Raw genomic sequence first — 26,333 nt, forward strand, 5'->3', positions numbered from 1 at the left:
GCGCGGTAATAGGTAATAGGTAATAGGTAATAGGAAAACCATTTTTCACGCTATAATGCCCATTCTTTCGGCTTTTCATGGGAAGGCACTCTCAAGGAAAATTTCGATTACTGTACCTCATAACATCGAAAAGTGCTGTATCCATCCTGGGGAGCAGCATCAGCAGGATTGAATCCTAAAGACGACCAGAGCAAGATTGATGAAGTATTTAATTATACTAATTGATCGAAGCGCTATACATAAAAAAATCGGTACAGCCTAGAGACTATCAGACTGTACCGATAACTAATGGAATTATCCATTACCAGCGCGTAGCGCTAAATCTAGTTGAGGGCTTCGGCTCCACCGACAACTTCTAGGAGTTCTTGGGTAATGGCAGCTTGCCGAGCCTTGTTATAGGATAGGGTGAGCGTGTTGATCATTTGACTTGCATTATCCGAAGCACTACTCATCGCTGTCATCCGAGCAGCTAATTCACTAGCGGCTGATTCTTGCAGGGCGCGTAGGAATTGATTTTTAACGAATAGGGGTAAGAGGGCTTCCAGGATTTGTACAGGATCTTGCTCAAAGATCATATCTCTGGGGAAACTCTCTTCAGAGGAAGACGTAACTTTTTCTCTGGCAACATTGAAGCTACCATTGGCTGTGGTTAAGCGGAAGACTTCATCATCAACGACTTCTAACCCTTGGGGAGTTAAGGGAAGTAGGGTTTGAATAACGGGTCTGGAGCTAATTAAGGAGACGAATTTGGTATAGATGAGTTCTACCCGGTCTACCTTACCAGAGATAAACCATCCGAGAATGTTATCTACAATTTCGTCTGCTTCTTCAGCACTCGGTATTTGTCCTAGATCTGTGCGGGTGGTAGCAATGGAGACATTACGACGCTGGAAGTATTGAACAGATTTACGGCCTAAGAGGGCATATTCGTAGTTGAGGCCTTCTTGTTCGAGTTCTTTGGCTCGCATTTCAGCGCGACGGATGACGTTACCATTGTATGCGCCACAGAGGCCGCGATCGCCGGAAAAGACAATTAAGCCAACAGTTTTTACATCCCGATTTTTGAGCAGTTCGAGGTCAACATCTTCAAACTGAAGGCGACTTTGCAGGCGATACAGGACTTGAGCCAAACGGTCAGCAAAGGGACGGGTGGCTAACACTTGTTCTTGGGCGCGACGCACTTTTGCTGCGGCCACCAAACGCATAGCTTCCGTAATTTTGCGAGTATTTTTAACGGATTTGATGCGATCGCGGATCGCTTTAAGATTTGGCATAGGAAAGACAAGGAGATAGGGACAGGGAATAGTGGATAGGGATCGACTATCCACTATCTGAAGACTAGGCAGACACCAAGAAGGTTTGCTTATATTCAGCGATCGCTTCTTTTAACAAGCCTTCTGCTTCATCGGTGAGTTTCTTCTCACTCTGAATCACTTCGCCAAACTTGGGTTTGCTCGATTTCAAATAATCCCGCAATCCTTGGGCAAACGTTGCGACTTTTTCTACCGCAATATCATCAAGATATCCATTTAATCCTGCATATACACTAGCCACCTGTTCGGGTACACTCAACGGTGAGTTTTGGGGCTGTTTGAGTAACTCTTGCAGGCGCTGTCCCCGTGCCAATTGGTCTTGGGTTGCCTTATCTAAGTCAGACGCAAACTGGGCAAAAGCCCGCAGGTCATCATACTGAGCTAATTCCAGTTTCAGCTTCCCAGCCACTTTTTTCATGGCTTTGGTTTGAGCTGCCGATCCCACACGGGATACGGAGATACCGGCGTTAATCGCTGGGCGTAAGCCAGAATTGAATAGGTCAGCCGATAAGAAAATTTGACCATCGGTAATCGAAATTACATTGGTGGGAATGTAAGCCGAAACATCCCCAGCTTGGGTTTCGATAATCGGTAGAGCCGTCATACTACCGCTACCCAGCTCGCTATTGAGTTTAGCTGCCCGCTCGAGCAGACGGGAGTGGAGATAGAATACATCTCCAGGATAGGCTTCACGACCGGGAGGACGACGCAAGAGCAGGGACATTTGACGGTAGGCTTGGGCTTGCTTACTCAAGTCATCATAGATTACGAGAGTATGTTTGCCTTTGTACATGAAGTATTCCGCCATACTTGCTCCAGTATAGGGAGCAATATATTGTAGGGTGGCGGGGTCACTGGCGTTAGCGGCAACCACGATGGTGTAGTCCATGGCTCCCTTTTCTTCCAGGGTAGCAACGACTTGAGCTACCGTAGAAGCTTTTTGACCGATCGCCACATAAACGCAAACTACATCCTCGGACTTCTGATTGATAATCGTATCAATAGCAACGGTGGTTTTTCCGGTTTGGCGATCGCCAATAATCAGCTCCCGTTGGCCGCGACCGACGGGAATCATGGCATCAATTGCCGTAATTCCCGTTTGCAAGGGTTCGCAAACCGATTGACGGGCAATAATTCCAGGAGCAGGAGATTCAATCAAGCGACTTTCGCTAGTATTGATGTCGCCTTTCCCATCGATCGCTTCACCCAGGGGATTGACCACCCGGCCAATCATGGCATCACCAACGGGGACTTGGGCAATCCGGCCGGTAGCGCGAACGGAGCTACCTTCTTGGATATTGGTTCCATCACCCATCAATACCGCCCCCACATTGTCCTCTTCCAGGTTGAGGACAATACCAACGGTTCCGTCTTCAAATTCTACAAGTTCTGCGGCCATGGCGTTGTCTAAGCCATAAATCCGCGCAATACCATCACCAACTTGAAGAACTGTACCGACTTCAGAGACTTTTACATCTTGGTCGTACTGTTCAATTTGTTGTTGGATAATACTGCTAATTTCGTCTGGTCTGATAGCTACCATATGCGTCTATTTTGGGATATAAGAGGTGCTGTGTGTACTTCAGATTTTGAGCTTTAGGACGCTCAAGTCTCCAGGGAGGAGACCCTAGGCCAGAGCTAAACCAATGCGCCGCAGTTGGCCTCGCAGACTGGCATCAATCACTTGAGATCCCACTTGGATGATTACGCCACCAATCAGGTCTGGATCGATGCGAGTTTCGATTTCTACATGCCTAGCGTTGGTCATCGCTTGCGTGCGCTCGGCGATCGCTGTGCGTTCTTCTTCCCTCAGTTCTACGGCTGAGGTCACCTGGGCCAACACGGTTTGATTCAGTTTCCGCAATAGGGCCAGGTAGGTTTGGCAAACGCCATCTAAAAATTGGATGCGTCCGCGATCGACCAGCAGGAAGAGGAACCGTTGAACATAAGCATCCGTTCCCTCTTCTGTAATTTGTCTGAGAACCCCTTTTTTTGCATCGGGGTTCACTAAGGGATTACCTAAAAACGAGCGGAGCTGTTCGCTGCTCTCCCACATTTCTAAGATCAGACGCACATCATCACCAAACTTATCGGTCAGGTCATGATTTTGGGCGATGGACATTAGCGCTTGGGCATAAGGTTCTACAATTGAACCTATCATGGAACTATTTGCCATTAGTTTCCTCCTACCCTAGCAATGCTGCGATCGATCAGTTGATGCTGAAGATCGTCATTTAATTCATCTCTAATTTGGGATTCCACCCGTTGCATCGCTAAAGCTACCACCCGTTTCCTAAGTTCAGCAATCACTCGACTTTGTTCAGCGTCTAGATCTTGGGCGGCTGTTTCTTGTAATCTTTGGATGTCTTCATCCGATTTAGCCAAGATGGTGGCCTTTACCGATGCGGCTCGTTCACCCGCCTGTTGACGGATTTTTTCCGCTTGAGCTTGAGCCTGAGCGAGATTTTGTTCTTGTTCTTTGAGCGCAGATGCCGCTTTTTGTTGTCGCTCTTCGGCATCTTTAATGGCGTTTTCAATGGCTTCGCGCCGGTCGGCTAAGGTTTTACCCACTGCCGAGCGACCGAAGTACACCAGCACTCCGATAATAATACCGAGGTTAATGAGGTTCGTCTCAAGTACATCAAAATTGAGTCCGAATCCACCTTTTGTTGCTTCTGTTGCCAGCAACCACAAATTACCCATGCTAGGAAAGTCCATTTGAGCGCAGTTTTTCTACAGGTTTTCCTCGTTTTCGACCCAGGATTGGGACACAAACGAAGTCCGAAATGTTATGTGGGTATCGAAGGTTAAGCAGCAAGATCCTCCCAATCAGGAGGAGATCAACAGGTTTTGAGCAGTTTATCGAGGATTTGGCGACTGAGTTGGTCTACCTGTCCTTCTAAAACGCCTAGGGTTTCCTGTTTTTGTCGATCGATTTCTTGCTGGGCTTGTTCGCGTTTGGCTTGAGCTTCTTGCTGGGCCTGAGCCATGTTCTGAGCTGCAATTTTATCGGCTTCAGCTTGAGCTTGAGCAATCACAGCTTGTGATTGTTTACGAGCGCCTGCGAGTTCTTCTTCGTACTGATTCGCGAGCTGTTCAGCTTTGGCTAAACGTTCGCGAGCTTCGGTTAAATTAGAACGGATATAGTCGCTCCGTTCATCTATAGCACTGCCGAGAGGCTTATAAAAAATCTGATTCAGTAGAGCTGCTAAGATAAGGAATTGGATAGCCATTACAGGTAAAGTGGCATCTAGGTCAAAAAGACCTCCTGCTTCCTCAGCCGCTGCTTCTACTGCAAGAAGTATTGTCCCATCGATCATTGGCGATCGTCCCCAGTTTTTAACGATTTGCTCTGGTTTTACACGTATCCTGTTCTTGGTTAACAGAGCAGGGTTTCCCTAGCGTTTCTAGGGAGTTTGGCCTAATCTGTAACGGAACTGACAATCTCGGCGATTGGCTTTCGTTAGATTAGGGTAGAGATAGAAAGCGTTCCTATCTCTACTATTCGTCAGCGCGATCGCTTACGAGAAGGGGTTAGCAAACAAGAGTACGAGGGCAACAACCAGACCGTAGATGGTTAGCGCTTCCATGAATGCCAAACTCAGCAGGAGAGTGCCTCGGATTTTTCCTTCAGCTTCGGGTTGACGGGCAATACCTTCTACGGCTTGACCAGCAGCGTTTCCTTGTCCAATTCCAGGACCGATAGCAGCTAAACCAACAGCAAGGGCAGCAGCAATAACGGAAGCAGCAGCAATTAGTGAATCCATGATGGGTTCAATCTCCTTTTTTAAATTGAGTACACTTGATAGGATTTTTTCTTTCGGCTTGAGACCGAAGATCGGCAGAGTGAGCTTCTCTCTCTGTTGGGATGGGGATGAGCCTTGTCCCTTGACGGCTAGCTATGTTCTTCTTCGCCATGATGGGGATCTTCTAGAGCTTCCCCAATGTAGGTGGCTGCCAAGGTAGCAAAGATGAGGGCTTGAATGGCACTTAAGAATATTCCCAATGCCATCACAGGTAAGGGAATAAACAAGGGAACCAGTAAGACTAACACCCCAACCACCAGTTCATCAGCCAGAATGTTACCAAATAGACGGAAGCTCAGGGATAGAGGCTTAGTGAAGTCTTCAATTACCTTGAAGGGGAGCATGAAGGGCACTGGCTCAACGTAGTGAGCAAAGTATCCTAAGCCCAGCTTTTTGAGACCGGCGTAAAAATACGCTAGGGAGGTCAAAAGAGCTAGGGCGACCGTGGTATTGATATCGCTGGTTGGCGCAGCTAGTTCACCTTCTGGCAAATGGATGATTTTCCAGGGAACTAAGGCCCCTGACCAATTTGACACAAAGATGAACAAAAATAAAGTACCGACGAAGGGAACCCAGGGTCGATATTCTTTTTCACCCATGGCATTTTTGGCCAGGTCTCGAATAAATTCCAAAGCGTACTCCATGAAGTTTTGCATTCCGCTGGGTACTCTTTGGATGTTTCGAGTGGCGGCGACTGAGGCAATCACAAGCAATCCAATCACAAACCAGGAGGTGATCATGACTTGCCCATGAATTTTGAGATTACCGATTTCCCAATAGAGATGCTTACCGACTTCAAGCTCGGCGAACGGGAGGCTATGATAAGCGTCCAGGAAGTTAAGCATATCCATTATTAAAGAGGGTTCAGAGTTAGGGTACCGATCGAAGTGGCTTGCCTTTTTACAGGATTTTACCGATCATCCATGGGGCGATCGCTCGCTGATTATGGAGTTAAGGTGGTCCTGAGAACATAAGCGATGATCGCAGCTTTGTAGGTTAAAAATCCCAAAAAAATGGGCACGATTTCTAGCTGTTTCCATTGGAAGGCGACAATCATCACGCCAATGAAAATGGCTAAACCGGTATTGCCAAGACGTTGCTTTGCTCGTCCGAGTCCTTCTACGTTTTTAGCCAACAGTCTGAGGTAAACTATCCCCGCACAGGAGCCGATCAGATAACTGAGGGCGGTTCCCAGGGAATAAAAGAACCAGACAGACACGAAGGCAACTCCTGTCATTCCCAATGTCCAACCATACAATTGAGTTTGTAGTTGATAATACTCTTCCATTGCGCCCGGTGAGGCACTGGGGAGAGGGGTTTGGGGCAGGTCTTCTGCTGTTAGCGTTTCCGTTTTCGGAGATTCGTCGGAGGTGTTCACTTCGACTGGTTAACCTGAGTTGTTGGTCTGCGTTTTTCCATCACCGCGTAAAAAGGGATATTCCTTTGCGGGAAAAGGATTCTGTGGAGTTTTCTCCGTCAGGAGAGCCACAGAGGATCTAGCCAAACGTTCTTTCAGGTGACCCTGAGAGGTCTGTTCGTAGACTCCCTGGAAATCATATCACGGAGAGGGATCAGTTTCTGAAGAAAGTATTAATCCTTTGAGGGCATCAGGAAATAGGGAATTATCCTCAAAGATTTGTGGGGTTATCTTCCGAGATTGGGGGGGTTAAAAGAATCAAGTTTTGCTCTAGGAGAAATCGCATCTGTTCTAGGTTGTGTTGGGTTTCGCTCAGAATCTGTGCAATGGTTTGTTGACCATTACAGGCTTGAAGCAGTTGGAATTGTTCCTCAGATAGGGTAACGGGTTTATAGTCCTGATTGAGAAGGCTTCGGGAGGGCCATCCATGGAGACAGGGATTGGATTCAGCAATCGCTGCGGCAAGACTTCGATCGTCAGACCAGTCGGTGCGATCTAGGGGAGGACGAGCAAGGAAGAATTCGTAGTGGGTCAGTTCTGGGTCAAGCAGTTCAATCAAGCGATAGCGTTGGCGCTCGCTTAGATTTTCTACCCGTTTCATCAGGTCGGGTGCTTGCCCAAGCAGGCGTTCAATCGTCCAATACTGGGGATTGGAAAAGCCGACAAAGGCTAATCCGGAAGCATCGATCAATTCAAACAGAGTATCAATGGTGTAATCAATTTCTTGGGGATGAACGTACATATCGGCAAAACATTCATCTTGATGATTTTCCAAGGCCCAGCGCCGTTTGTCTTCCCGCACGATGCGGTTATCCTCCGGTAATACGGAAAACAGATCGCGTCCAATTTTTACGCCATCCTGGTAATCTCCACGATGTTCTCCTTGCAGCAGAGCGATCGCCTGTTGCATCAGTTGAATTTCAAATCGTCCCAAGTGGGCGTAAACAAAAATATGGAGAATTCCCCCAGGCGCTAACTTACAAGCTAGGGATTGAATGCCACGAATGGGATCGGGCAGGTGGTGTAAGACTCCCACACAGTTGATGAGCTGAAACTGTCCCGGTAATTGGGCCACATCGTACAAACTGAGGTGATGAAATTCCACTCGGTCAGCCCCCGATCGCTGGCAACGCTCCTGAGCCACGGCGATCGCTCCAGCACTCAAATCAATGCCCACTACAGAGGCTTGGGGATTAAGATGAACCAAATATTCTGTACCCACACCTGTGCCACATCCAGCATCCAGAATACGGATATCTTGGCGAGGGGGTTTTCGTCCCGTACAGAACTGGTAAGCCGTCAGCCAATTCCAGCGCCAGTTGTATCCCGGAGGAGGTTCATCAAGGAAGGGTTCTGGAGGAAAGGGATAGGTATCGTACAGTTTCGCGACGGCGTTACTAATAGCTTGAGCTTCGGACATAGTGAGGAGCGTGTGATTTCTGCCAGATCTGATTATCCAATATTTGGGCCACAGGGATAATGAGAATTTTTGCTCATCAGGGGGGGGATAAGAGCGGCTAGAGCGGGGGAAGAGAGGATTAGATGACTCCTAGAGCTGTTAGAAGTTGTTGATAACGTAACAAAACTTATCTTTTTTCTCAGTCAGGGGACTCGGATCGCCTATGATGTAGAATCGTTACGCTTTTTAATAAACAAGGGGAGTCAACCCAGACTACTCTTAAGATCAAACACCAATAGCTATTCAAGGATCGGTCCAATGGACTGGCCATGGATAGCCAAAAGCTGTTTAACGCATTAATGCAATTGCTGTAAACATCCAAAGGGAGCGAAGAAGAGCGCATGACTATCAAGGCAAGTGGTGGAAGCTCCGTTGCTCGTCCGCAACTGTATCAAACGGTAGCTGTTTCAACAATTTCTGTTGCTGAACAGCAAGACCGTTTCTTAGGACGGACTGAACTCGGTGAACTTTCAACCTATTTCGAGTCGGGTCTCAAACGGTTGGCGATCGCCGAAGTCCTCACCAAAAATTCTGAACTGATTGTTTCACGAGCAGCCAATCGGATCTTTACCGGTGGATCTCCCATGGCTTTCTTGGAAAAGCCTGCCGATCCCGAACCCATGCTCGTTGGAGCAAGCCAACGCACGCAAGGCACAGAAACCTTTATAGAAAGCAAGTCCGGTGGTGGACTCTTTTCTGGATTCGGGTCTTTATTTAGCGGTGCCAGTGCCGGCCCCGTTCCTCCAGGATTCCGTCCCATTAACGTTTCCCGTTATGGGCCGGCAAATATGACCAAATCCCTACGGGATTTAAGTTGGTTCCTGCGTTATATCACTTATGCGATCGTTGCTGGAGACCCCAATATTCTCTCCGTCAATGTCCGAGGACTCAGAGAAATTATTGAAGGCGCTTGTTCTACGGCTGCAACCCTCGTAGCCCTACAGGAAATGCGAGCTGGCGCTTTAGCATATGTTAAAAATGACGCAGAAGCCAGTGATATCGTTGGACAATACTTTGACGTAGTGATCTCAGAATTCAAAGCTTCCACACCGTCAAACAAAATCCGTCAACGCCAGACCTTAGATCAACAAGGACTCACACTCCCTCAAATCTATTTCAATGCGTCTGAGAGTCGGCAAAAATTTGTCATGAAGCCCGGATTGTCCTCTTCCGAAAAACAGGAAGTGGTCAAGGCAGCCTATCGGCAAATCTTTGAACGAGATATTACTCGTGCCTATTCCCAATCCATTTCTTATCTAGAATCTCAGGTGAAAAATGGCGATATCTCCATGAAGGAGTTTGTACGTCGTTTATGTCTGAGTCCCCTCTATCGCCAGCAGTTCTATGAACCGTTTGTCAATAGTCGGGTTGTAGAACTAGCCTTCCGTCATATTCTCGGTCGAGGTCTGTCGAGTCGCGAAGAGTTCCAAAAGTATTTCTCCATTGTTTCTGATGGGGGACTCCCCGCTTTAGTGGGTGCTTTAGTCGATTCCCAAGAATACGCCGATTACTTCGCAGAAGAGACAGTTCCTTACTTGCGCGGTTTAGGACAAGAAGCCCAAGAGTGCCGCAACTGGGGGCCCCAACAGGATCTGTTTAAATACAGTGCCCCCTTCCGCAAAGTACCCCAATTTATTACCACTTTTGCGTCCTACAACGGTCCCTTACCGGATCGGCATGTGTATGGTTCCGGGAATGATCCTCTGGAAATTCAGTTTGGAGCAATTTTCCCGAAAGAAACCCGCAATCCCAGTAACAGTCCTGCACCCTTTGGTAAGGATACGCGCCGCTTGTTGATTCATCGAGGCGCAGGGATTGATAGCCAGATTTCAGCTCCAGGAGCACGAGGTAAAGCACCCGGTAGTTTAGGGGCGAAGGTCTTTAAGTTGGATCAAGTCCCGGCAACGGTGAGTAAAAAAGCGGGAACTAATATCAAGTTCTCGGAAACTTCCGCTCAAGCGGTAATTCGCGCCTGTTATTTACAGGTCTTTGGCCGGGATGTTTATGACGGTCAACGGCTGAAGTCGATGGAGAATCGTCTGGAAAATGGAGAGATTACGGTTCGGGAATTTATCAAAGCGCTGGCGAAGTCAGATGTCTTCCGCAATATGTACTGGAGTTCTCTGTATGTGGTGAAGGCGATTGAGTATATCCACCGTCGGTTGTTGGGTCGTCCGACCTATGGCCGTCCGGAAATGAATCAGTATTTTGATTTGTGTTCTAAGAAGGGTTTTTATGCTCTGGTAGATGCAATTATTGATTCCGTTGAGTATGCTGAGTCCTTCGGAGAAGATACCGTTCCTTATGAGCGGTATTTGACTCCAGCAGGGTTGTCCTTACGCTCGATGCGGGTAGGTACTCTGCGTGAAGATATGGGTCAACTGGTTAAACCAGAAGAGACTCCACGCTTTATTGAGCTAGGCGCGGTCACTTCACCACGGGGTGAAATCGAGGTACAAGAGCGGATTACTCAAGGGGTTCGCAAGCAACGGGAACAACGTAAGGTCTTTAAGTTGACCAATTTGACAGATGTTCCAGCCGTGAAGATCTTGATTGGTGCAGCTTATCGTCAAGTCTTTGAGCGCGATGTAGCACCGTTTGTGGTCAGCAATGAGTTCTCTAGTTTAGAGAGTCGTTTGGGTAATGGTGAGATCACGGTCAAGGAGTTTATTGAAGGGTTAGGTTGTTCCGATCTGTATATCAAGGAGTTCTATACGCCTTTCCCGAATACGAAGGTGATTGAGCTGGGAACCAAACATTTCTTGGGTCGTGCGCCTTTAGATCAAGCGGAGATTCGTAAGTATAACCAGATTTTGTCTAGTGAGGGTATTCGTGCCTTTATTGGGGCAATGGTTAATAGTATGGAATATCTACAAGCCTTTGGTGAAGATGTGGTTCCCTATTGTCGGTACAATACGCTTCCTGCGGCTAACTTCCCGAATACGGAGAAACTTTATAACCAGTTGACGAAGCAAAGTAAGGAGATTGTGATTCCTAGCTTTGAACCCGTCTAACGACAATCGAGGTTGAAATTTGAACTCAATCCCCCTAGAGGGTGAGAGGGATGTCCATTGGGGAAGGGTTAAGGCTCAATCCCTGATGGACTTTATGGTTTATGGGAAAAAACGTGAAGTTTTGTAACAACCGATCGAAGCACAGGTCAATGGTCTTAAATACCTATGCTAACCGGATGAGAGAAGGGGTCAAAATGAGGGTAAATGTTAAAAAATATTAAGAAGTGATTTAGGATGTGAACTCCATGCCTGACAATGAGTTCGGACGGATATAAAACCAATGAGCTATATCAGAGGTTAATGTCCGGCGATCGCTGAGTCAAACTCTGTGTTTTTAAGCTAATTTCCTTGAGCTATGCCAAGGTCTCTTAAAAAAAGCAAGTTCATAACCGAAGTTGCAACACAATTAGACTCAGACCCTTTGGCGCAAGCCATCTATATAAGACCCAATTGGTGACAATTTCTATTTTGGAGGACTCCACAACATGAGTATCGTCACGAAGTCCATCGTGAATGCTGATGCTGAAGCTCGTTATCTCAGCCCAGGCGAACTGGATCGGATCAAAGCTTTTGTAACATCTGGTGAGCAACGTTTACGGATTGCCCAAATCCTCACTGACTCCCGCGAGCGCATTGTTAAGGAAGCTGGTGACCAACTCTTCCAAAAACGCCCGGATGTGGTTTCTCCTGGTGGAAATGCTTATGGCGATGAAATGACCGCAACCTGCCTGCGGGACATGGACTACTACCTGCGTCTAATTACCTATGGAATCGTGGCTGGTGATGTCACCCCCATCGAAGAAATCGGTTTGGTTGGTGCAAAAGAGATGTACAAATCTCTGGGCACTTCCATAGATGCAGTGGCTGAAAGTGTTAGTTGCATGAAAGCTGTCGCAACTTCCCTGATGTCAGGTGAAGATGCAAATGAAGCCGGTTCTTACTTCGATTATGTCAAAGGTGGTCTGACCTAGACTTCACCCAAGTTTTAGCCAAGGCTCAGGTTTTGAGCATTAACTACAACTGACCATTTTAAGTAACTTCATCAAGAACACAACCATGCAAGACGCAATTACTGCTGTTATCAATTCTTCCGACGTTCAAGGTAAGTACCTTGATACTTCCGCTCTAGACAAGCTCAAAGGCTACTTCCAAACAGGTGAGCTGCGGGTTCGTGCAGCTACGGCAATTAGTGCTAATGCTTCTACCATTGTGAAAGAAGCAGTCGCTAAGTCTCTGCTGTACTCTGATACCACTCGTCCTGGTGGTAATATGTACACCACCCGTCGCTACGCTGCTTGTATCCGTGATTTGGATTACTACCTGCGTTATGCCACCTATGCAATGTTGGCTGGAGATCCTTCTATCTTAGATGAGCGGGTTCTCAATGGTTTGAAAGAAACCTACAACTCCTTGGGTGTTCCCATTGGTTCCACGGTTCAAGCTATCCAATCTATGAAAGATGTTACGGCTAGCTTGGTTGGTGTTGACGCTGGTAAAGAAATGGGCGTTTACTTCGATTACATCTGCTCTGGCTTAAGCTAGGCTAAGTGCTTCAACTGAAGGTGGTACTTTATCAACTCCCTTCAGAAGTGGAGTCTGGGAAGTCTAGGGTAAGTCCTAGACCGTTACAAGCCTAATCGATGGAAAGGGTTTGTCTCGGTGATTATATAGCCAGCCGATCGCAATGGTCTAGAATTGGCTCTTGACTCCCAGACTTTGGAGGGTAAAGTAAAAAGGTTTTAATACCATTTTTTCTACATTTTTGAATCACAATTAGGAGAGATTAGCCCATGCGGATGTTTAAGGTAACGGCTTGTGTGCCCAGTTTAAGCAGAATTCGGACGCAACGAGAACTCCAAAATACCTACTTCACGAAGTTGGTTCCTTATGATAATTGGTTTCGCGAACAACAGCGAATTATGAAAATGGGTGGCAAAATCCTCAAAGTGGAGTTGGCTACGGGTAAAGTGGGAACCAACGCTGGTTTGATCTAATTCTGTATCAGTTGCGCTCCGGATGAGGGTTTTCCCTGTTGACAAAACCTGCACAAGAGTTTTCTAACAAAGCAAAAGTAAGGGTTAAAGCTTTACTTTTGCTTTGTTGTTTGTTAGAGTCCAGGGAGAATTGGGTGGATACAGTAGCTTCCTCTACCTGTGGAGTAGGGTCTAATTTTCATTTGTGCCTGTACCCCAAGCTATTCCCTATTCCCAGTTCTTTGTTCCCCAGCACGAAGCTCTATAACATATAGTCCTTGAAGTTCCAACAGTTAATTCTTTTGATTGACCCCTCGGTGAAGGAATGGGCAATAGAAGCCAGACTATTGCGGTGGTTAACATTCCTTTGGTTGTCGGTTGGGTTGGTGATTCTGTTTTCTGCATCCTATCCCCTGGCGAATAGCTACTATGGGGATGGGTTTTATTATGTAAAGCGGCAGATGGCTTGGGCGGTTTTGGGCTGTGTGGGGTTTAATTTCATGGTTCATACGCCGTTGAAATCGTTGATGAGAGTTGCCCAATGGTTTCTACTGCTGTTTCTGGGATTGATTGGGGTGACGGTTATTCCTGGATTGGGAATAACGATTAATGGGGCCACTCGTTGGTTATCTTTGGGGGCGTTTCCGATACAACCTTCGGAGTTAATTAAGCCATTTTTGGTTCTGCAAGGGGCGCAAGTGTTTGGTTTATGGCCGTCGTTGAAACCGGCAATTCGCTGGCGATGGTTGGGAATTTTTGGGGCTGTGTTGGTGGGGATTTTGCTGCAACCGAACCTGAGTACGGCGACGTTTTGTGGGATGACGTTGTTTGCGATCGCCGTGGCTTCGGGTTTACCCTATCGCTCCTTGCTCACAACTGGGGGAGTAGGATTGGGTTTGGGGATGTTGAGCTTGAGCATGAATGAGTATCAACGGCAGCGGATTATGACGTTTTTAGATCCTTGGGCCGATCCGATGGAGAATGGTTATCAATTAACTCAAAGTTTGATGGCGATCGGCTCAGGAGGGTTTTGGGGAAGTGGGTTAGGACTCTCTCAACAAAAATGGTTCTATTTACCCATTCAGTACACGGATTTTATTTTTGCAGTTTATGCTGAGGAATTTGGCTTTGTCGGCAGTCTGCTGTTGTTACTTATGCTGGGGGTGTATGCAACTCTAGGGTTGGTGGTAGCGCTCAAATGTACGGATAAGTTTCATCGTTTAATTGCGATCGGTGCGACTTTTCTGCTGGTGGGACAATCATTGATTAATATTGGGGTGGCGACTGGAGCATTACCAACGACTGGTTTACCCTTACCGATGTTTAGTTATGGGGGGAATTCGATGATTGCCAGTCTGTTATCTGCGGGGTTATTGGTGCGAGTGGCTAGAGAGAGTCGTCAAGCGCAGGTGGTGTCTCTGGACGATCGCCGTAGGAGACAGACATAGCTCAAATAACAAGCGAAAATAAGATTAATTTTGGCGAAGGTATTATGTAGAGGTGAGAAAGGGAGCGATCGCCTCACAAATCCGTTCAAACTCAAAGTTATTGACTCGTGTCATTAACCACTGGGAAATTTGTACATCTTCAATTTCACTGGTGAGATCGAGAATAGATTCATGATCGGCTTCAATAGCATGTTGATGAAGGGCCCATAAGCTCTCCGACGATAGGGTTGGCCACGCTAAATCTCCGATTGAGGCGATCGTCGGTGGAGTCGGTTTGGTGTCGATTGGTTCAACCGTTGACTCTAGGGAACAGGTTTCATAGAGATACCGAACGCCTAAATGATGAGCAATTTTTTCTAACAGCAGATCTCCTTGAAAGGGTTTACTGATAAAATCATCACATCCAGCCGCTAAAACCTGTTTTCGATCGTCCTGAAAGGCATGAGCGGTAAGTGCCATCACCACGGTGGCTTGACCTTGGATAGTCGCCTTAATCTGATGAGTCGCATCTAAGCCATTGAGGACAGGCATCCGCATATCCATGAGGATCAGATGGGGTTGCCAACTTTGCCAAATGGCGATCGCTTCTTTACCATTTTCGGCAGTCCGCACTTCAAAGCCCACATGACTTAATAAATGCAACATCAATAAGCACTGATCCCGTTCATCATCAACAACTAAGATGCGATAAACCGGTTGATCTGGAGCTAACCCAATGATCGCTTGTAGAGGATGAATAGAAATAATAGATTCAGCTTGTCCTAGCTGCAAGGGAATCTCAAAAAAGAAGGTACTCCCTATCCCCAGAGTCGAGTTTACCTTTAATTGACCTCCCATTAATTCAACAAAGTGCTGACTGATCGCTAATCCTAATCCTGTTCCTTCTTGATCGTTATGTCCAGAATCAGAAATTAGAGTTAATCCCTTACTTTGGACAAAAGGTTTAAACAAAACTTCGATATTTTCAGGAGCAATACCGATCCCCGTATCAGCCACACTAAATCGGAGATTATGTTGATTGGGATCGCTTGCTAATGTATCCGATAGCATGACTTCTAGGGTAACTGAACCTTGAGGGGTAAATTTAATGCCATTATCCACCAAATTTAGGAGGACTTGTCCTAATTTCTTTTCGTCTCCATACATATATTGAGAGACTCTATCTTCAACTTTTAGTTTCAGTTCTAACCCTTTAAGACGAGCTTTAAGCTGTAATATATTTTTAAGCTTCTCTACACTTTTGAGTAAATCAAAATGAGTATAATTCAAGGAGATTTTTCCAGACTCTATTTTAGACATTTGTAAGACATCATTGATTAAGTTAAGTAGATGTTCGCCACTTTGATTAATTATTTTGAGTTGTTCTTGCTGAATAGAAGATAACGATCCATCACGTCCCATAACTTGTGCAAACCCTAAAATTGCATTGAGAGGAGTCCGGAATTCATGACTCATTTTTGCCAAGAAAGAGCTTTTCGCTCGGTTAGAAGCATCGGCACGATCTTTAGCAATTTTTAGTTCTTCCGATTTGGTCTGAATTTGATCCACTAATTGCAATTGTTGAATTCCCAGACTAATCTGGTGGGCAATATACATGGCTACTTGAATTTCATCTTCTTGCCATTGACGAGGATGTTTATTTTGATAAATTCCTAATAATCCCCAGAGCTTTTGAGAGGCAAACAAGGGGATAATCAGATAAGATCTAGCTTGTATTTTTTCGATAAACTTTAGATACTCAACTTGAAACCCTGCTTGATAAATATCTGTTATACATAGGTATTGATAGTGAGGATAAGGAGGGATATCTGAACCAATCAGTCTTAAAGGATGAGGGTATTGAGTGGGAGTATCGACCCAGAATTTAATGGCACAACTTTCATCATTGATTAATTCGGAAGAACCAGAGATTGGATCTCTCATATCAACGATAGAAGTCCATTCTGAATCCACGGAATCAGCAATAAATTGACCGCTCAAATCTGGGTTAAATTGATAAACAGCAACTCGATCGCTATTAAATAAATTGCGGATTTCATGGGTGGTTGATTTCAATATTTTATCGAGATCTAATAGGGGTTGCATCTGTGCTAAAATATTAGCTATAGACCGTTCTTTCTGAGCTATTTTCTCTAGTTTTTCTTCAGAAATCTTGCGTTCTAACTCTGCTTCTGCTCGGGCTGAGAATATATCGAGAATGACTTGCTTTTGGGAGTCTATCTCCAATGGTTTTGTATCTAATATGGCCAGATAACCAATGATTTCTTGGTGGGTATTTCTTAAAGGTAAACCCCAATAGCTTTTGGCTTTTAGTCTGGAAATTAGTGGATGATTTCCAAATTTTTCTTGTAATTCATCTCGATAGTAAACTGATTCTCCAGATAAGATTTGATCGCCAGGGGCATCTAGAGTCTCAAACTCATCAATTTTCTCTAATTCTATGGAATTCCAAAAAGCTAAAATATTTACCTTGCGAAGCTTGGGATCGGAGACTTTGGCCAGTAACGCGTATTTGACTTGTAAAAGATTGGCTAAATATTGAGTACAACTATTAAAAAATTCATTTCCAGTAGAAGACGCAATTCCTTGGGCAATCAACTTTAAGCCTAACTCCCGTTGCTTTTGTGCTGTGATATCAACACCAAAGGCTTGAATATCAACTAAAGTTCCCCAACGATCGACAATGGGTTGATTGGTCCACCTTAACCATCGATGTTCTCCTGTCCCTGAGCAATACTTATATTCCCAACTTTTGGGATTTAGAGTCGTTAAGAGTTCGAGAATATTATCTTCAACCTCTTCGACTGACTGGGCATCAACTAACCATGAGTTAAGTTGTTTGCCGATTAGGTCTTCAGCATTATGATTGAAAAAACAACAAAAGTATTGATTGACAAAAGTGAGTTCTGTATCGGGTTTCCAGCGGCAAATTAAAACATCTTTTTGTACTTCAATTAGTTCCCGATATCGCCTTTCACTCTCTTTGAGTGCCCATTCTATTTTATGAGTTTCTGTGATATCTTCTACCATGCCAAAAACAAACTGGATTTCATCTTTATCTTGAATCGATGAAACGGTCAGTCTTCCCCATCTGATCTCCCCATTTTGGTGAATATAGCGTTTTTCGACTTGATAGGATTGAATTCTACCGAGTAATAAATTTTGAAAGTTGGGATCGTTTTGATAGTCATCGGGATGAATAATATCTTTAATCTGAAGGTTTTGAAGGTCTTGTGAAGTATAGTTGAGGAAGGATTCAAAGGCAGCATTGGTTTGTGAAATCTGGCCCTCTAAAGTAGTAATATATATGCCAATACCGGCTTGTTCAAAAATGGCTTGAAACCGGGCTTCACTGTGTTGAAGGGCGGTGCTTATGGTTTCTAGAGGGGTAATATCTCGAACGACTAACAGGACGGTTTGGTGAGATAAGGGGGAAATTTTAGCGGATAACCAAATCCGTCGATCGCCAATCATGAGGTGATATTGAAGGGTTTGGGTTTCTCGGGTGGCGATCGCCTGTCGGATAGCCGTTAAGTGGGCATCTGCTTGGGCTTCGGGTAAACAGTCATACAAGCTTTTATCTAATTTACTTTCCGGCGGTTTCTGGAGAAATAAGGGATTATTGGTCATGAATTTCAGACAAATCCCTTCCTGGTTATACACCATGACTACATCATCCATAGCCATGAGCATCGCTCTTTGCTCGGCTTCAATCTGTTTTTGGCGGATTACAGTTCCGAGTTGGGAGGCGATTGCCGAAGCAAAGGCCAGTAATTGATGGGATTCATGGTGAAAATCTAAGGTTGAGATTCCCGACAGAAATAGCACCAACACTGCGACAACTTTTTCTTGCTGTTGCTCTGCTGAGACGGAGAGAATCGGAATCCACAACCCTTGCTGGATATGACACAGAGCGGCTAAATCCTTGTGTTGACAAATGTCCGGCGATTTCTCTGGCACATCCGGCACATATTGTGCCTTTCCCGTTACCCAAACTTTCCCGAGCAAACCCGTTCCACTCCTCCAAATCTGGCCTTGACGAACTAAGCGAAACCGTTCTAAATGACTCAAGACCTCTGGCGGTTCCTGTTTGTGGCAGTACCAGGCTGGACTGAGAGTTAAACTGCGACCCTCATCACTCGGGAGCCAAGCTTCACCGTAGCTCCAACCGCTGGCTTCACAGAGATGTTCCAGGGCAGATTGAAGGGCACTCTCAAAATCCGGCGATCGGCTAATCGCTTGAGTCACCTTGAGTAATAATTGAGTCTCCTCTTCTGCCTGTTGCCGTTTCAGAGCCGTTTGTCGAATCCCAATCCACTTGCCTAACCCTTGAGCCATTAGCTCTAGAATTTCTTGAGCTTGAGTATCTAATGTATTTAGGGCATCATGAGTTGACCCAAATACCAAAACACCATAAAGTTCATCCTGTACCCAAATGGGTGTACCAATAAACGATTCCAAAGTGTAGTTCCCCAAATGGAGGGGTTTGTGTTGTCTAGACCCTTGATTGGGTTGTTCATGGGTTATGGTTTTTTCCCTGCGAATCACCCAATCTAAATAAGTATCTTGAAAGTCGAGTTTCGAGCATCGACTGATACCGTCCAGGGTGGATTCCACAGCATCAATCACATACAGATCCTCTTCTATGTGACCGATCGCGCCAACCGAACATCCTAAAATAGAACATCCCGTTTGCAGATAATCCCGAAACAAAGCTTCAATCGTGCGATAATGGGATGTATCTAAACGGTGGATCTGTTTCAGATGAAAGCTAAAGCGCTCCAGTTTTGCTTCCATCAAATGACGATATTCAATTTCTTCTTGTAGACGTAAATTCTGAGTGAGCAGTTTTTGTCGGGTTTGAGAGGCTCTGACATGATAGTCAATCCGGGCAAGCACCTCAGACTTTAGAAAAGGCTTAGTCACATAATCAACCGCTCCGACTTCAAAGGCTCTCACCTTATCGATTTCTTCTCCTAGGGCACTAATAAAAATAATCGGGATATCCTGGGTTACGGGATCGGCTTTCAGCAAGGAGCAAACTTGATAACCATTAAGTTCTGGCATTAGAATGTCAAGTAAAATTAAGTCAGGGGGTATTGCTTTAGCACCCGATATTGCCAATGCACCTGTGACTGCCGATCGCACCTTATAGCCCTCTTGAGAGAGCATCTTAGCAAACAAATGCAAGTTGGCTGGGATATCATCAACCACAAGGATATTGGGTTTAACTGAGATAGGTTCCTGCTTAATCATCAGCGATCGGTCAGACAATGAATGCCAAAGGGGAACTTGGTTTGAGAGACAGAAACAGAGCGATTGTGAATCTAAAGTTATTTTTGATTCATAACATATCTGTGATTGCCCTCTATTGTAAGTCTCTATGGATATTTTTGCCATAAATTCAGTTGATCCTAGAAGACAAAATAAGAATCCCCCTATAGACGTTCAGAAGTTTCGTTGTTTTTAAAAATTAATCGAGTGCTAAATTTATGACCTCTAATCGAGTTATCCTCTGTGTCGATGATAACCCCATTATTTTAGATAGCTTAAAGCGACAACTGAAAGCATGGTTGACCTACGGTTATTTTATCGAGCAAGCTGAAAGCGGAATGGAAGCTCTAGAAATTGCTGAAGATTGTTTGTTGGATCAAATGGATATTGCTTTAATTATTTCCGATCATATGATGCCGGAAATGTCGGGTGATGAGCTATTAATTAGAATCCATGATTTATCTCCAAAAACATTGAAAATATTATTAACGGGTCAAGCTAGTGCCGATGTTGTGGGACGAGTGGTTAATTATGCTAAATTATATCGATATATTGCCAAACCTTGGGATGAGGAAGATCTGAAGTTGACGGTCCTTGAGGCATTACGAAGTTATGACCAAGATCAAAAATTAGCCCAGCAAAACCAAACCTTACAACTGATCAATACAGAACTCAGGGAACTGAATCAGGATTTGGAGAAAAAAGTTTATCAAAGAACCCAAGAGTTGGAACTGGCAAAACAAGCCGCAGAATTAGCGAATCGGGCTAAAAGTGAGTTTTTGGCTAATATGAGTCATGAGCTGAGATCGCCTTTAAATGTGATTTTAGGCTTTTGTCAATTAATGGGCCGTTCTCCTGTTTTACCAACAGAACATCAAGAGAATGTTCGGATTATGAATCGGAGTGGCCAACATTTGTTGACTTTAATTAATAATGTTTTAGACTTATCTAAAATCGAATCAGGGAGAGTTACTTTAGATGAGGGCTGTTTTGATTTTAGGAGGATGATTGACGATCTGGAGGATATGTTTAAGCTCAAAGCAGAACAAAAAAATATAGAATTAATTTTTGTCATCGATCGAGAAGTTCCAGACTACATTTGTGCAGACCAAGTCAAATTGCGCCAGGTCTTGATTAATTTGCTCAATAATGGAATTAAATTCACCCAAAAAGGGCAAGTCTTTCTCCGTGTTTTAGCGATCGAGAATGAAGAATTAAACCTCTCAAAAAAAGTGGCTCTGCAAGTGGAAGTAGAAGATACTGGTCCTGGAATAGCTCCAGAAGATCGGCAAAAGTTATTTGAGGCATTTGTGCAAAGTGAAACGGGAAAAGTGTCTCAAGAAGGAACGGGTTTAGGCTTGACTATTGCCCAAAAATTTGTTCGGCTGATGAACTCCACAATCACTCTTAAAAGTCAAGTGGGTTATGGGAGTAAATTTCAGTTTACGATTGAAGTCTGTACGGTTGATGCAAATGAAGTCGTCCCGAGCAGTGGAAGTCGTCGAGTAGTGGGTTTAGCACCAGAACAGTCTGTGTACCGAATTTTGATTGTGGACGATCAGTGGGAAAATCGGCAACTTTTATTACAAATTTTAGAACCGATCGGTTTTGAAGCAAAAATGGCAGAAAATGGACGAGAGGCGATCGCCATTTGGGAAAGTTGGAAACCCCACTTAATTTGGATGGATATCCGGATGCCAGTAATGAATGGAGATCAAGTGACTGAGTATATTAGAGCGAATACACCAGCAACCGATCGATCTCCCATCATTATTGCCTTAACTGCAAGTATTTTAGAGGACGAACTCGAGCGTATAGTCAGGGTAGGGTGTAATGATTGTGTGCGGAAACCCTTCACAGAAGCTCTGATCTTTGAAAAGATTGCCCAATATCTAGATGTACGTTATATTTATGATTATCATTTAGAACAGCCAAGGGAAAAATTAATCACTACTTCTCTATCCCCATTTATTCTCACAGCCCATAGCCTAAATGTTATGCCCAATCAGTGGCTAAAGGCATTATATCAGGCAGCAGATGCCATTGATGACGATCGGCTTTTACAGTTGATTGACCAAATTCCTGAGCAGCATTTTGCTTTAGCTAACGCCCTAACTGATTTAGTAAAAACCTTTCGCTGCGATCAAATCTTAAGTTTGATTGAGGAGAGCGATATTGATATTCTTGATTAAGATGAGGAGCTAGTTTGTAAAAACTGTGGATACTTACAAAGGGAATATTTTAATTGTTGACGATCAACTGGAAAATCTCCAGGTCTTATCTAAAACGTTGTCTGAGGCTGGATATAAAGTTAAAGGAGCGGTGAAAGGAGAAATGGCTCTCAGAGCTTCGCGATCGGGAAATCTGGATTTAATCCTTTTAGATATTAAATTACCAGATATGAATGGTTATGAAATTTGTCAGGAGCTAAAAAAAGACGAACAGACTCAGAATATTCCCATTGTCTTTCTCAGTGCGTTAGATGAAGTTTTAGATAAAGTCAGGGCGTTTCAAGTTGGAGGCGTAGATTATATTACTAAACCGTTTCAGGTGGAAGAAGTTTTAGCTCGCATTGAACATCAATTAACGATTCGACGATTGCAAAACCAGCTAGAAGCGCAAAATAAAACTCTGCAACAGGAAATTCAAGAACGTAAGAAAGCTGAAGAAGAGGCCGCAGCAGCGTCTAAGGCTAAAAGTCAATTTTTAGCGAATATGAGCCATGAACTCAGAACCCCTTTAAACTCTATTTTAGGGTTTACTCAAGTGATGCTTCGGGATTACCAAACTAATGATGAACAGCGAGAATATTTAGAAATCATTAATCGAAGTGGCGAACATTTATTAGATTTGATTGATGATATTCTTGATTTATCAAAAATTGAAGCAGGAATTATTCATTTAAATGAAAAAGACTTGGACATCTACTATTTATTAGATGGCTTAGAGGATTTATTTGAAATCAAAGCAGAATCTAAAAATATCCATCTAGAATTTAATGTTGATCCTCAAGTTCCACAATACATCAAATCAGATGAGCAAAAGCTACGGAGTTGCTTGATTAATTTGATCGGCAATGCAATTAAGTTCACAGAACTCGGTCAGGTGAAACTGAGTGTAACGCTCCAACAAAACAGGAGTCATAATGGGAATATTGAATTTATTGAATTTAAAGTGAGTGATACAGGCCCAGGAATTATCCAGGAAGAACAACAGGATCTATTTAAGGCTTTTGTGCAAACGTCAACCGGGATAAGTTCTGCTCAAGGAACGGGTTTAGGTTTATCGATTACCGATAAGTTTGTGCGTTTAATGGGAGGAGAAATTTCCGTTAGCAGTGAAGTAGGAAAAGGAACAGTATTTGTGTTTGATATTCCCCTAAAATTAGGCCATCAATCTTTACCTAATTTCAGGGAAAGGGATACTCGCCAAGTCGTAGAGTTAACTCCTAATCAAAAGATGTACCGTGTTTTAGTCGTTGATGATACCCCAGAAAATCGCAAGCTGCTGGTCAAGTTACTTTCCCCTGTAGGTTTTGAAGTAATTGAAGGGACGAATGGTCAAGAAGCGATCGCTCTTTGGCAGAGCTGTAAACCTGACTTGATTTTCATGGATACTCGGATGCCTGTGGTTGATGGCTTAGAAGCGACTCGCATTATTCGGGAGCAAGAACAGCAGCAGGGTCTAAAGTCAACAGTGATTATTGCCTTAACTGCTAGTGCTTTTGAAGAAAGGCGTACAGAAATTATACAGGCTGGTTCCGATAATTTTATTTGTAAACCCTTTAAGAGTCAGGTGATTTTTAATAGTTTATCTCGTTATTTAGAGGCTTCTTACATTTATGAAACGATGCCAAAATCTAAAAGGAAGCTTAAAAAACATCGGGTACGCAGCGATCGCTTCTGGGGAGAACAGTTTACTCAAATGTCACCAACCTGGGTACAGACTCTCTATTCTACTGCTAGAGAAGTGAATGAAGAACAAGTTGAATTCTTGATCCAATCAATTGCCCCGACTCACCCAGCCCTATCTGAAGCACTGACTGCTTTATTTGATAACTTTCGCTTAGATATTATTATGCAAGTAACCCAGGATTATTTGCAGCGATCGCCCTAACCTATTGACGATCCATAATGCCTCGTCTCGGAAGTGGTGACGAAAGAATAATAGAAGTCGAAGTTTGTCCAAACTCACTCAGTTGATTGATTATCTCCTCTAAGTGCCCCATTGAAGATACCGTCACTTCCATAAAGAAAGAGAAGTTACCCGTGACATGGTGACACGATCGCACTTCTGGCAACATTTCAATCAGGGCTAAGATCTGCGGATACTTCTGAGGAGTCGTGGTGAGGGCAATAATAGCAGCAATAGCATAGCCCACTTTTTCCGGGTTGACCTGGGCTTGATATCCTATAATGATACCCGCTTCTTCCATTCGTTTTACCCGTTCGGCGATCGCTGGAGCAGACAACCCCACCTTTCTCCCTAACTCCGCCAACGATATTCTTGCCTCCTCTTGCAAGATCTCCAGAATCCGCCATCCGGTTCGATCGAGCAGTTTTTCAGAATCAAAAGTCATTACTCAATTTTACCTTATAATTCTCCAAAAATCGCTTCATTTTCCTTCAAATCTCTATTCAATTCCGCTTTAGACTTAGTTATTCTAAAACACAGTAGGAGCAACCCATTTCCCATTCCCTATTCCCCAGCGCATAGCACAATAATTCCCCATGGAACTTTCAGTCATTCTCAAAGGATTAATCATCGGTTTATCCATTGCCGCACCCGTTGGCCCTATTGGCATTTTATGCATTCGTCGCACCTTAAGCCAAGGCAGAATCGCCGGATTAGTCTCCGGTTTAGGGGCAGCCACTGCCGATGGTTTCTATGGCTGTATTGCCGGATTTGGATTAACCTTCATCTCCAATCTTTTCATCGAACATCAAATCGCATTACGCCTCATTGGTGGACTTTTCCTCTGTTATTTAGGTATCCAAACTTTTCGCTCGTCTCCCAGTAAAGAAGAAGCTAAAATTGACGGTAAAAACCTATGGCGAGCTTATATTTCTACCCTCTTTCTAACCTTAACCAATCCCTTAACTATTCTCTCTTTTGCCGCTATCTTTGCCGGATTCGGAGCTGGAAATACTAACGGACACTATGGGTTAGCTCTTATCCTCGTTCTGAGTGTATTTTCTGGGTCAGCTCTGTGGTGGTTCGTCCTGGTTACCGCCGTTGGCTTCATGAAAAATAAAATTACCCCTCATCGCTTGCGCTGGATTAACCGTATTTCTGGAGTCATTTTATCCGGATTTGGCTTAATTGCTCTTCAGGTTAGTATAGTCGAGTTATACATGAAGTAGAAAATATGAATGTCCTTAACCGTCGCCTGGGACTAGAACAGGAATTTTTTCTGATACAGGAAGAAGGAATAGGGACTGAGGTTGAAAGGCGATCGCGGCTGGCATCTTTCCTGTAACTCTTCCAGGGTAATATAAAATGGTGGCGAGATAGCCCTGTGAGGCACAATGATGGTTGTCCAAGCTTCCCCTCAATCTAAACCCCTATGGGTCCAACTTCCCCAAGAATTGACGCTGCATGTGACACCGGAGCAGTTTGCCATGCTGGCTGCGGCCAATCGCGAACTTCGACTGGAGAGAACTACAACAGGAGAATTGATCGTGACCCCACCAACGGGTAGTGAAACGGGCAATCGCAACTTGAAACTCAGTTACTTCCTCGCCCGGTGGATTGAAGAAGAAGGGGGTCATGGTTTGGCTTTTGATTCTTCAAGTGGGTTTGAACTGCCGAATGGGGCGAACCGTTCTCCTGATGCTTCATGGGTACGTCAAGAGCGTTGGGATGCTCTCACCCCAAAGCAACGCAAGGGTTTTGCGCCCCTATGTCCGGACTTTGTGGTTGAATTGCGATCGGAAACTGACACTCTCAAGGAACTGCGGGCAAAGATGCAGGAATATTTGCAGAATGGGGCGCAGTTGGGCTGGTTAATTGACCCGAAAAATAAGCGGGTGGAAATTTATCGTCTAGGTCAAGCTGTTGAGGTGTTAGAGAATCCGAACCAGCTATCAGGAGAGCAGGTTTTGCCGGGGTTTACACTGACGCTGAAGCGGGTTTGGGCATGAAGAAAGTATTCTTTTACCGGGCAAACCCAACATTTCGTCAGAGGAAGAGTGCGGATACGAAATAGAACTGGGACGGGCGATTGAGTGATAAAATAGGGAGATACTCTGCTTTGGTCAGTGGGTTATGACAACAACGAAAGAAACTGTCCGCTCTCTCCTTGAGAGACTCCCAGATGATTGCTCTTTTGAAGAAATCCAATACCATCTTTACGTTCTTGCCAAAGTTCGGCAAGGTTTGGAAGCAGCAGATACTGAAGGAACAATCTCTCAAGCAGATGCAGAAAAACGTTTGAGTCAATGGCTGTAGTAAACTGGTCTTCAAAAGCATTGGATGATGTGGATGCGATCGCTGCATATATTGCTCGTGACTCTACTGCGTATGCTTCTGCTGTCGTCCAAGAAATTATTGACGTTACCCGAAATTTGCAGCAATTTCCTCTGAAATCCTGTCGGATTGCCCAGATTGATGACACGCCCTAATTCATA

Annotated in this window: 22 protein-coding genes; 11 read left to right on the plus strand and 11 right to left on the minus strand. The window is 44.5% G+C overall.

Translation table 11 applies throughout. The annotated features are described in order from the left end of the window. Positions 1 to 323 precede the first annotated feature (323 nt). From J7545_RS15460 to J7545_RS15500, 9 genes are all read right to left on the minus strand, one after another. Positions 324 to 1,274 carry a F0F1 ATP synthase subunit gamma gene (locus J7545_RS15460; RefSeq protein WP_318719781.1) on the minus strand — a complete coding sequence of 317 codons (951 nt, stop codon included), beginning with the start codon at positions 1,272 to 1,274 and terminating at the stop codon, positions 324 to 326. Positions 1,275 to 1,338: 64 nt separating this feature from the next. Further along, positions 1,339 to 2,856, minus strand: a complete 1,518-nt coding sequence (gene atpA / locus J7545_RS15465; protein ID WP_271936098.1) for a F0F1 ATP synthase subunit alpha — start codon at positions 2,854 to 2,856, stop codon at positions 1,339 to 1,341. 84 nt (positions 2,857 to 2,940) lie between these two features. Next, complete coding sequence (gene atpH / locus J7545_RS15470; RefSeq protein ID WP_318719782.1) at positions 2,941 to 3,489, minus strand: ATP synthase F1 subunit delta; 549 nt, start codon at positions 3,487 to 3,489, stop codon at positions 2,941 to 2,943. Then, complete coding sequence (locus J7545_RS15475) at positions 3,489 to 4,016, minus strand: F0F1 ATP synthase subunit B (protein ID WP_318719783.1); 528 nt, start codon at positions 4,014 to 4,016, stop codon at positions 3,489 to 3,491. The genes atpH and J7545_RS15475 overlap by 1 nt, the downstream gene beginning before the upstream one ends. A 137-nt stretch (positions 4,017 to 4,153) precedes the next feature. Beyond that, positions 4,154 to 4,633: a F0F1 ATP synthase subunit B' gene (locus tag J7545_RS15480; protein WP_318719784.1), complete on the minus strand. Its 480-nt coding sequence runs from the start codon at positions 4,631 to 4,633 to the stop codon at positions 4,154 to 4,156. Between the two features lie 201 nt (positions 4,634 to 4,834). After that, positions 4,835 to 5,080, minus strand: coding sequence for an ATP synthase F0 subunit C (gene atpE, locus J7545_RS15485; RefSeq protein WP_271936094.1), 246 nt, complete (start codon positions 5,078 to 5,080; stop codon positions 4,835 to 4,837). A 128-nt stretch (positions 5,081 to 5,208) separates the two neighbouring features. Then, positions 5,209 to 5,964 carry a F0F1 ATP synthase subunit A gene (atpB, locus tag J7545_RS15490; RefSeq protein ID WP_318719785.1) on the minus strand — a complete coding sequence of 252 codons (756 nt, stop codon included), beginning with the start codon at positions 5,962 to 5,964 and terminating at the stop codon, positions 5,209 to 5,211. 98 nt (positions 5,965 to 6,062) lie between these two features. Further along, positions 6,063 to 6,497 carry an ATP synthase subunit I gene (locus J7545_RS15495; protein WP_318719786.1) on the minus strand — a complete coding sequence of 145 codons (435 nt, stop codon included), beginning with the start codon at positions 6,495 to 6,497 and terminating at the stop codon, positions 6,063 to 6,065. A 250-nt stretch (positions 6,498 to 6,747) separates the two neighbouring features. Continuing rightward, positions 6,748 to 7,956 carry a class I SAM-dependent methyltransferase gene (locus tag J7545_RS15500; RefSeq protein WP_318719787.1) on the minus strand — a complete coding sequence of 403 codons (1,209 nt, stop codon included), beginning with the start codon at positions 7,954 to 7,956 and terminating at the stop codon, positions 6,748 to 6,750. A gap of 380 nt (positions 7,957 to 8,336) precedes the next feature. Between J7545_RS15500 and J7545_RS15505 the strand changes: the two genes are divergently transcribed. The 5 genes from J7545_RS15505 to J7545_RS15525 all read left to right on the plus strand — a co-directional run bounded on the left by J7545_RS15505 (position 8,337) and on the right by J7545_RS15525 (position 14,430). Beyond that, a complete protein-coding gene (locus tag J7545_RS15505) occupies positions 8,337 to 11,009 on the plus strand; it encodes a phycobilisome rod-core linker polypeptide (protein WP_318719788.1) in 2,673 nt (890 codons plus the stop codon). A 485-nt stretch (positions 11,010 to 11,494) separates the two neighbouring features. Beyond that, the gene (apcA, locus tag J7545_RS15510) at positions 11,495 to 11,980 is read left to right on the plus strand and encodes an allophycocyanin subunit alpha (protein ID WP_271936087.1); all 486 of its coding nucleotides are present in this window, start codon (positions 11,495 to 11,497) and stop codon (positions 11,978 to 11,980) included. 85 nt (positions 11,981 to 12,065) lie between these two features. Next, positions 12,066 to 12,551 carry an allophycocyanin subunit beta gene (gene apcB, locus J7545_RS15515; RefSeq protein WP_271936085.1) on the plus strand — a complete coding sequence of 162 codons (486 nt, stop codon included), beginning with the start codon at positions 12,066 to 12,068 and terminating at the stop codon, positions 12,549 to 12,551. A 248-nt stretch (positions 12,552 to 12,799) separates the two neighbouring features. Next, positions 12,800 to 13,003, plus strand: coding sequence for a phycobilisome linker polypeptide (locus tag J7545_RS15520; RefSeq protein ID WP_271936083.1), 204 nt, complete (start codon positions 12,800 to 12,802; stop codon positions 13,001 to 13,003). A 257-nt stretch (positions 13,004 to 13,260) separates the two neighbouring features. Beyond that, positions 13,261 to 14,430 (plus strand): FtsW/RodA/SpoVE family cell cycle protein, encoded by a 1,170-nt coding sequence (locus tag J7545_RS15525; protein ID WP_318719790.1) that lies wholly within the window; start codon positions 13,261 to 13,263, stop codon positions 14,428 to 14,430. Positions 14,431 to 14,472: 42 nt separating this feature from the next. On the opposite strand, the gene J7545_RS15530 is transcribed toward J7545_RS15525, so the two are convergent. Further along, a complete protein-coding gene (locus J7545_RS15530; protein ID WP_318719791.1) occupies positions 14,473 to 19,686 on the minus strand; it encodes a response regulator in 5,214 nt (1,737 codons plus the stop codon). Positions 19,687 to 19,922: 236 nt separating this feature from the next. Between J7545_RS15530 and J7545_RS15535 the strand changes: the two genes are divergently transcribed. Further along, the gene (locus J7545_RS15535; RefSeq protein ID WP_318719792.1) at positions 19,923 to 21,896 is read left to right on the plus strand and encodes a response regulator; all 1,974 of its coding nucleotides are present in this window, start codon (positions 19,923 to 19,925) and stop codon (positions 21,894 to 21,896) included. Positions 21,897 to 21,921: 25 nt separating this feature from the next. Then, positions 21,922 to 23,820 (plus strand): response regulator, encoded by a 1,899-nt coding sequence (locus J7545_RS15540; RefSeq protein ID WP_318719793.1) that lies wholly within the window; start codon positions 21,922 to 21,924, stop codon positions 23,818 to 23,820. Between the two features lies 1 nt (position 23,821). Here J7545_RS15540 and J7545_RS15545 read toward each other — a convergent pair whose 3' ends face one another. Further along, entirely contained in the window at positions 23,822 to 24,283 is a 462-nt protein-coding gene (locus J7545_RS15545; protein WP_318719794.1) for an Lrp/AsnC family transcriptional regulator, read from the minus strand. Between the two features lie 151 nt (positions 24,284 to 24,434). On the opposite strand from J7545_RS15545, the gene J7545_RS15550 reads away from it, so the two are divergent. The 4 genes from J7545_RS15550 (at position 24,435) to J7545_RS15565 (ending at position 26,327) form a co-directional block, all read left to right on the plus strand. After that, positions 24,435 to 25,067, plus strand: coding sequence for a LysE family translocator (locus tag J7545_RS15550; RefSeq protein ID WP_318719795.1), 633 nt, complete (start codon positions 24,435 to 24,437; stop codon positions 25,065 to 25,067). A gap of 165 nt (positions 25,068 to 25,232) precedes the next feature. Next, positions 25,233 to 25,847: a Uma2 family endonuclease gene (locus J7545_RS15555; RefSeq protein ID WP_318719797.1), complete on the plus strand. Its 615-nt coding sequence runs from the start codon at positions 25,233 to 25,235 to the stop codon at positions 25,845 to 25,847. Positions 25,848 to 25,971: 124 nt separating this feature from the next. Next, positions 25,972 to 26,154, plus strand: coding sequence for a hypothetical protein (locus J7545_RS15560; RefSeq protein ID WP_318719798.1), 183 nt, complete (start codon positions 25,972 to 25,974; stop codon positions 26,152 to 26,154). Beyond that, on the plus strand, positions 26,145 to 26,327 hold the full coding sequence (locus tag J7545_RS15565) for a type II toxin-antitoxin system RelE/ParE family toxin (RefSeq protein ID WP_318719800.1): 183 nt from the start codon (positions 26,145 to 26,147) through the stop codon (positions 26,325 to 26,327). The genes J7545_RS15560 and J7545_RS15565 overlap by 10 nt, the downstream gene beginning before the upstream one ends. Positions 26,328 to 26,333 lie beyond the last annotated feature (6 nt).

The sequence above is a fragment of the Roseofilum sp. SBFL genome (genome assembly GCF_017746885.1).
GTDB lineage: Bacteria > Cyanobacteriota > Cyanobacteriia > Cyanobacteriales > Desertifilaceae > Roseofilum.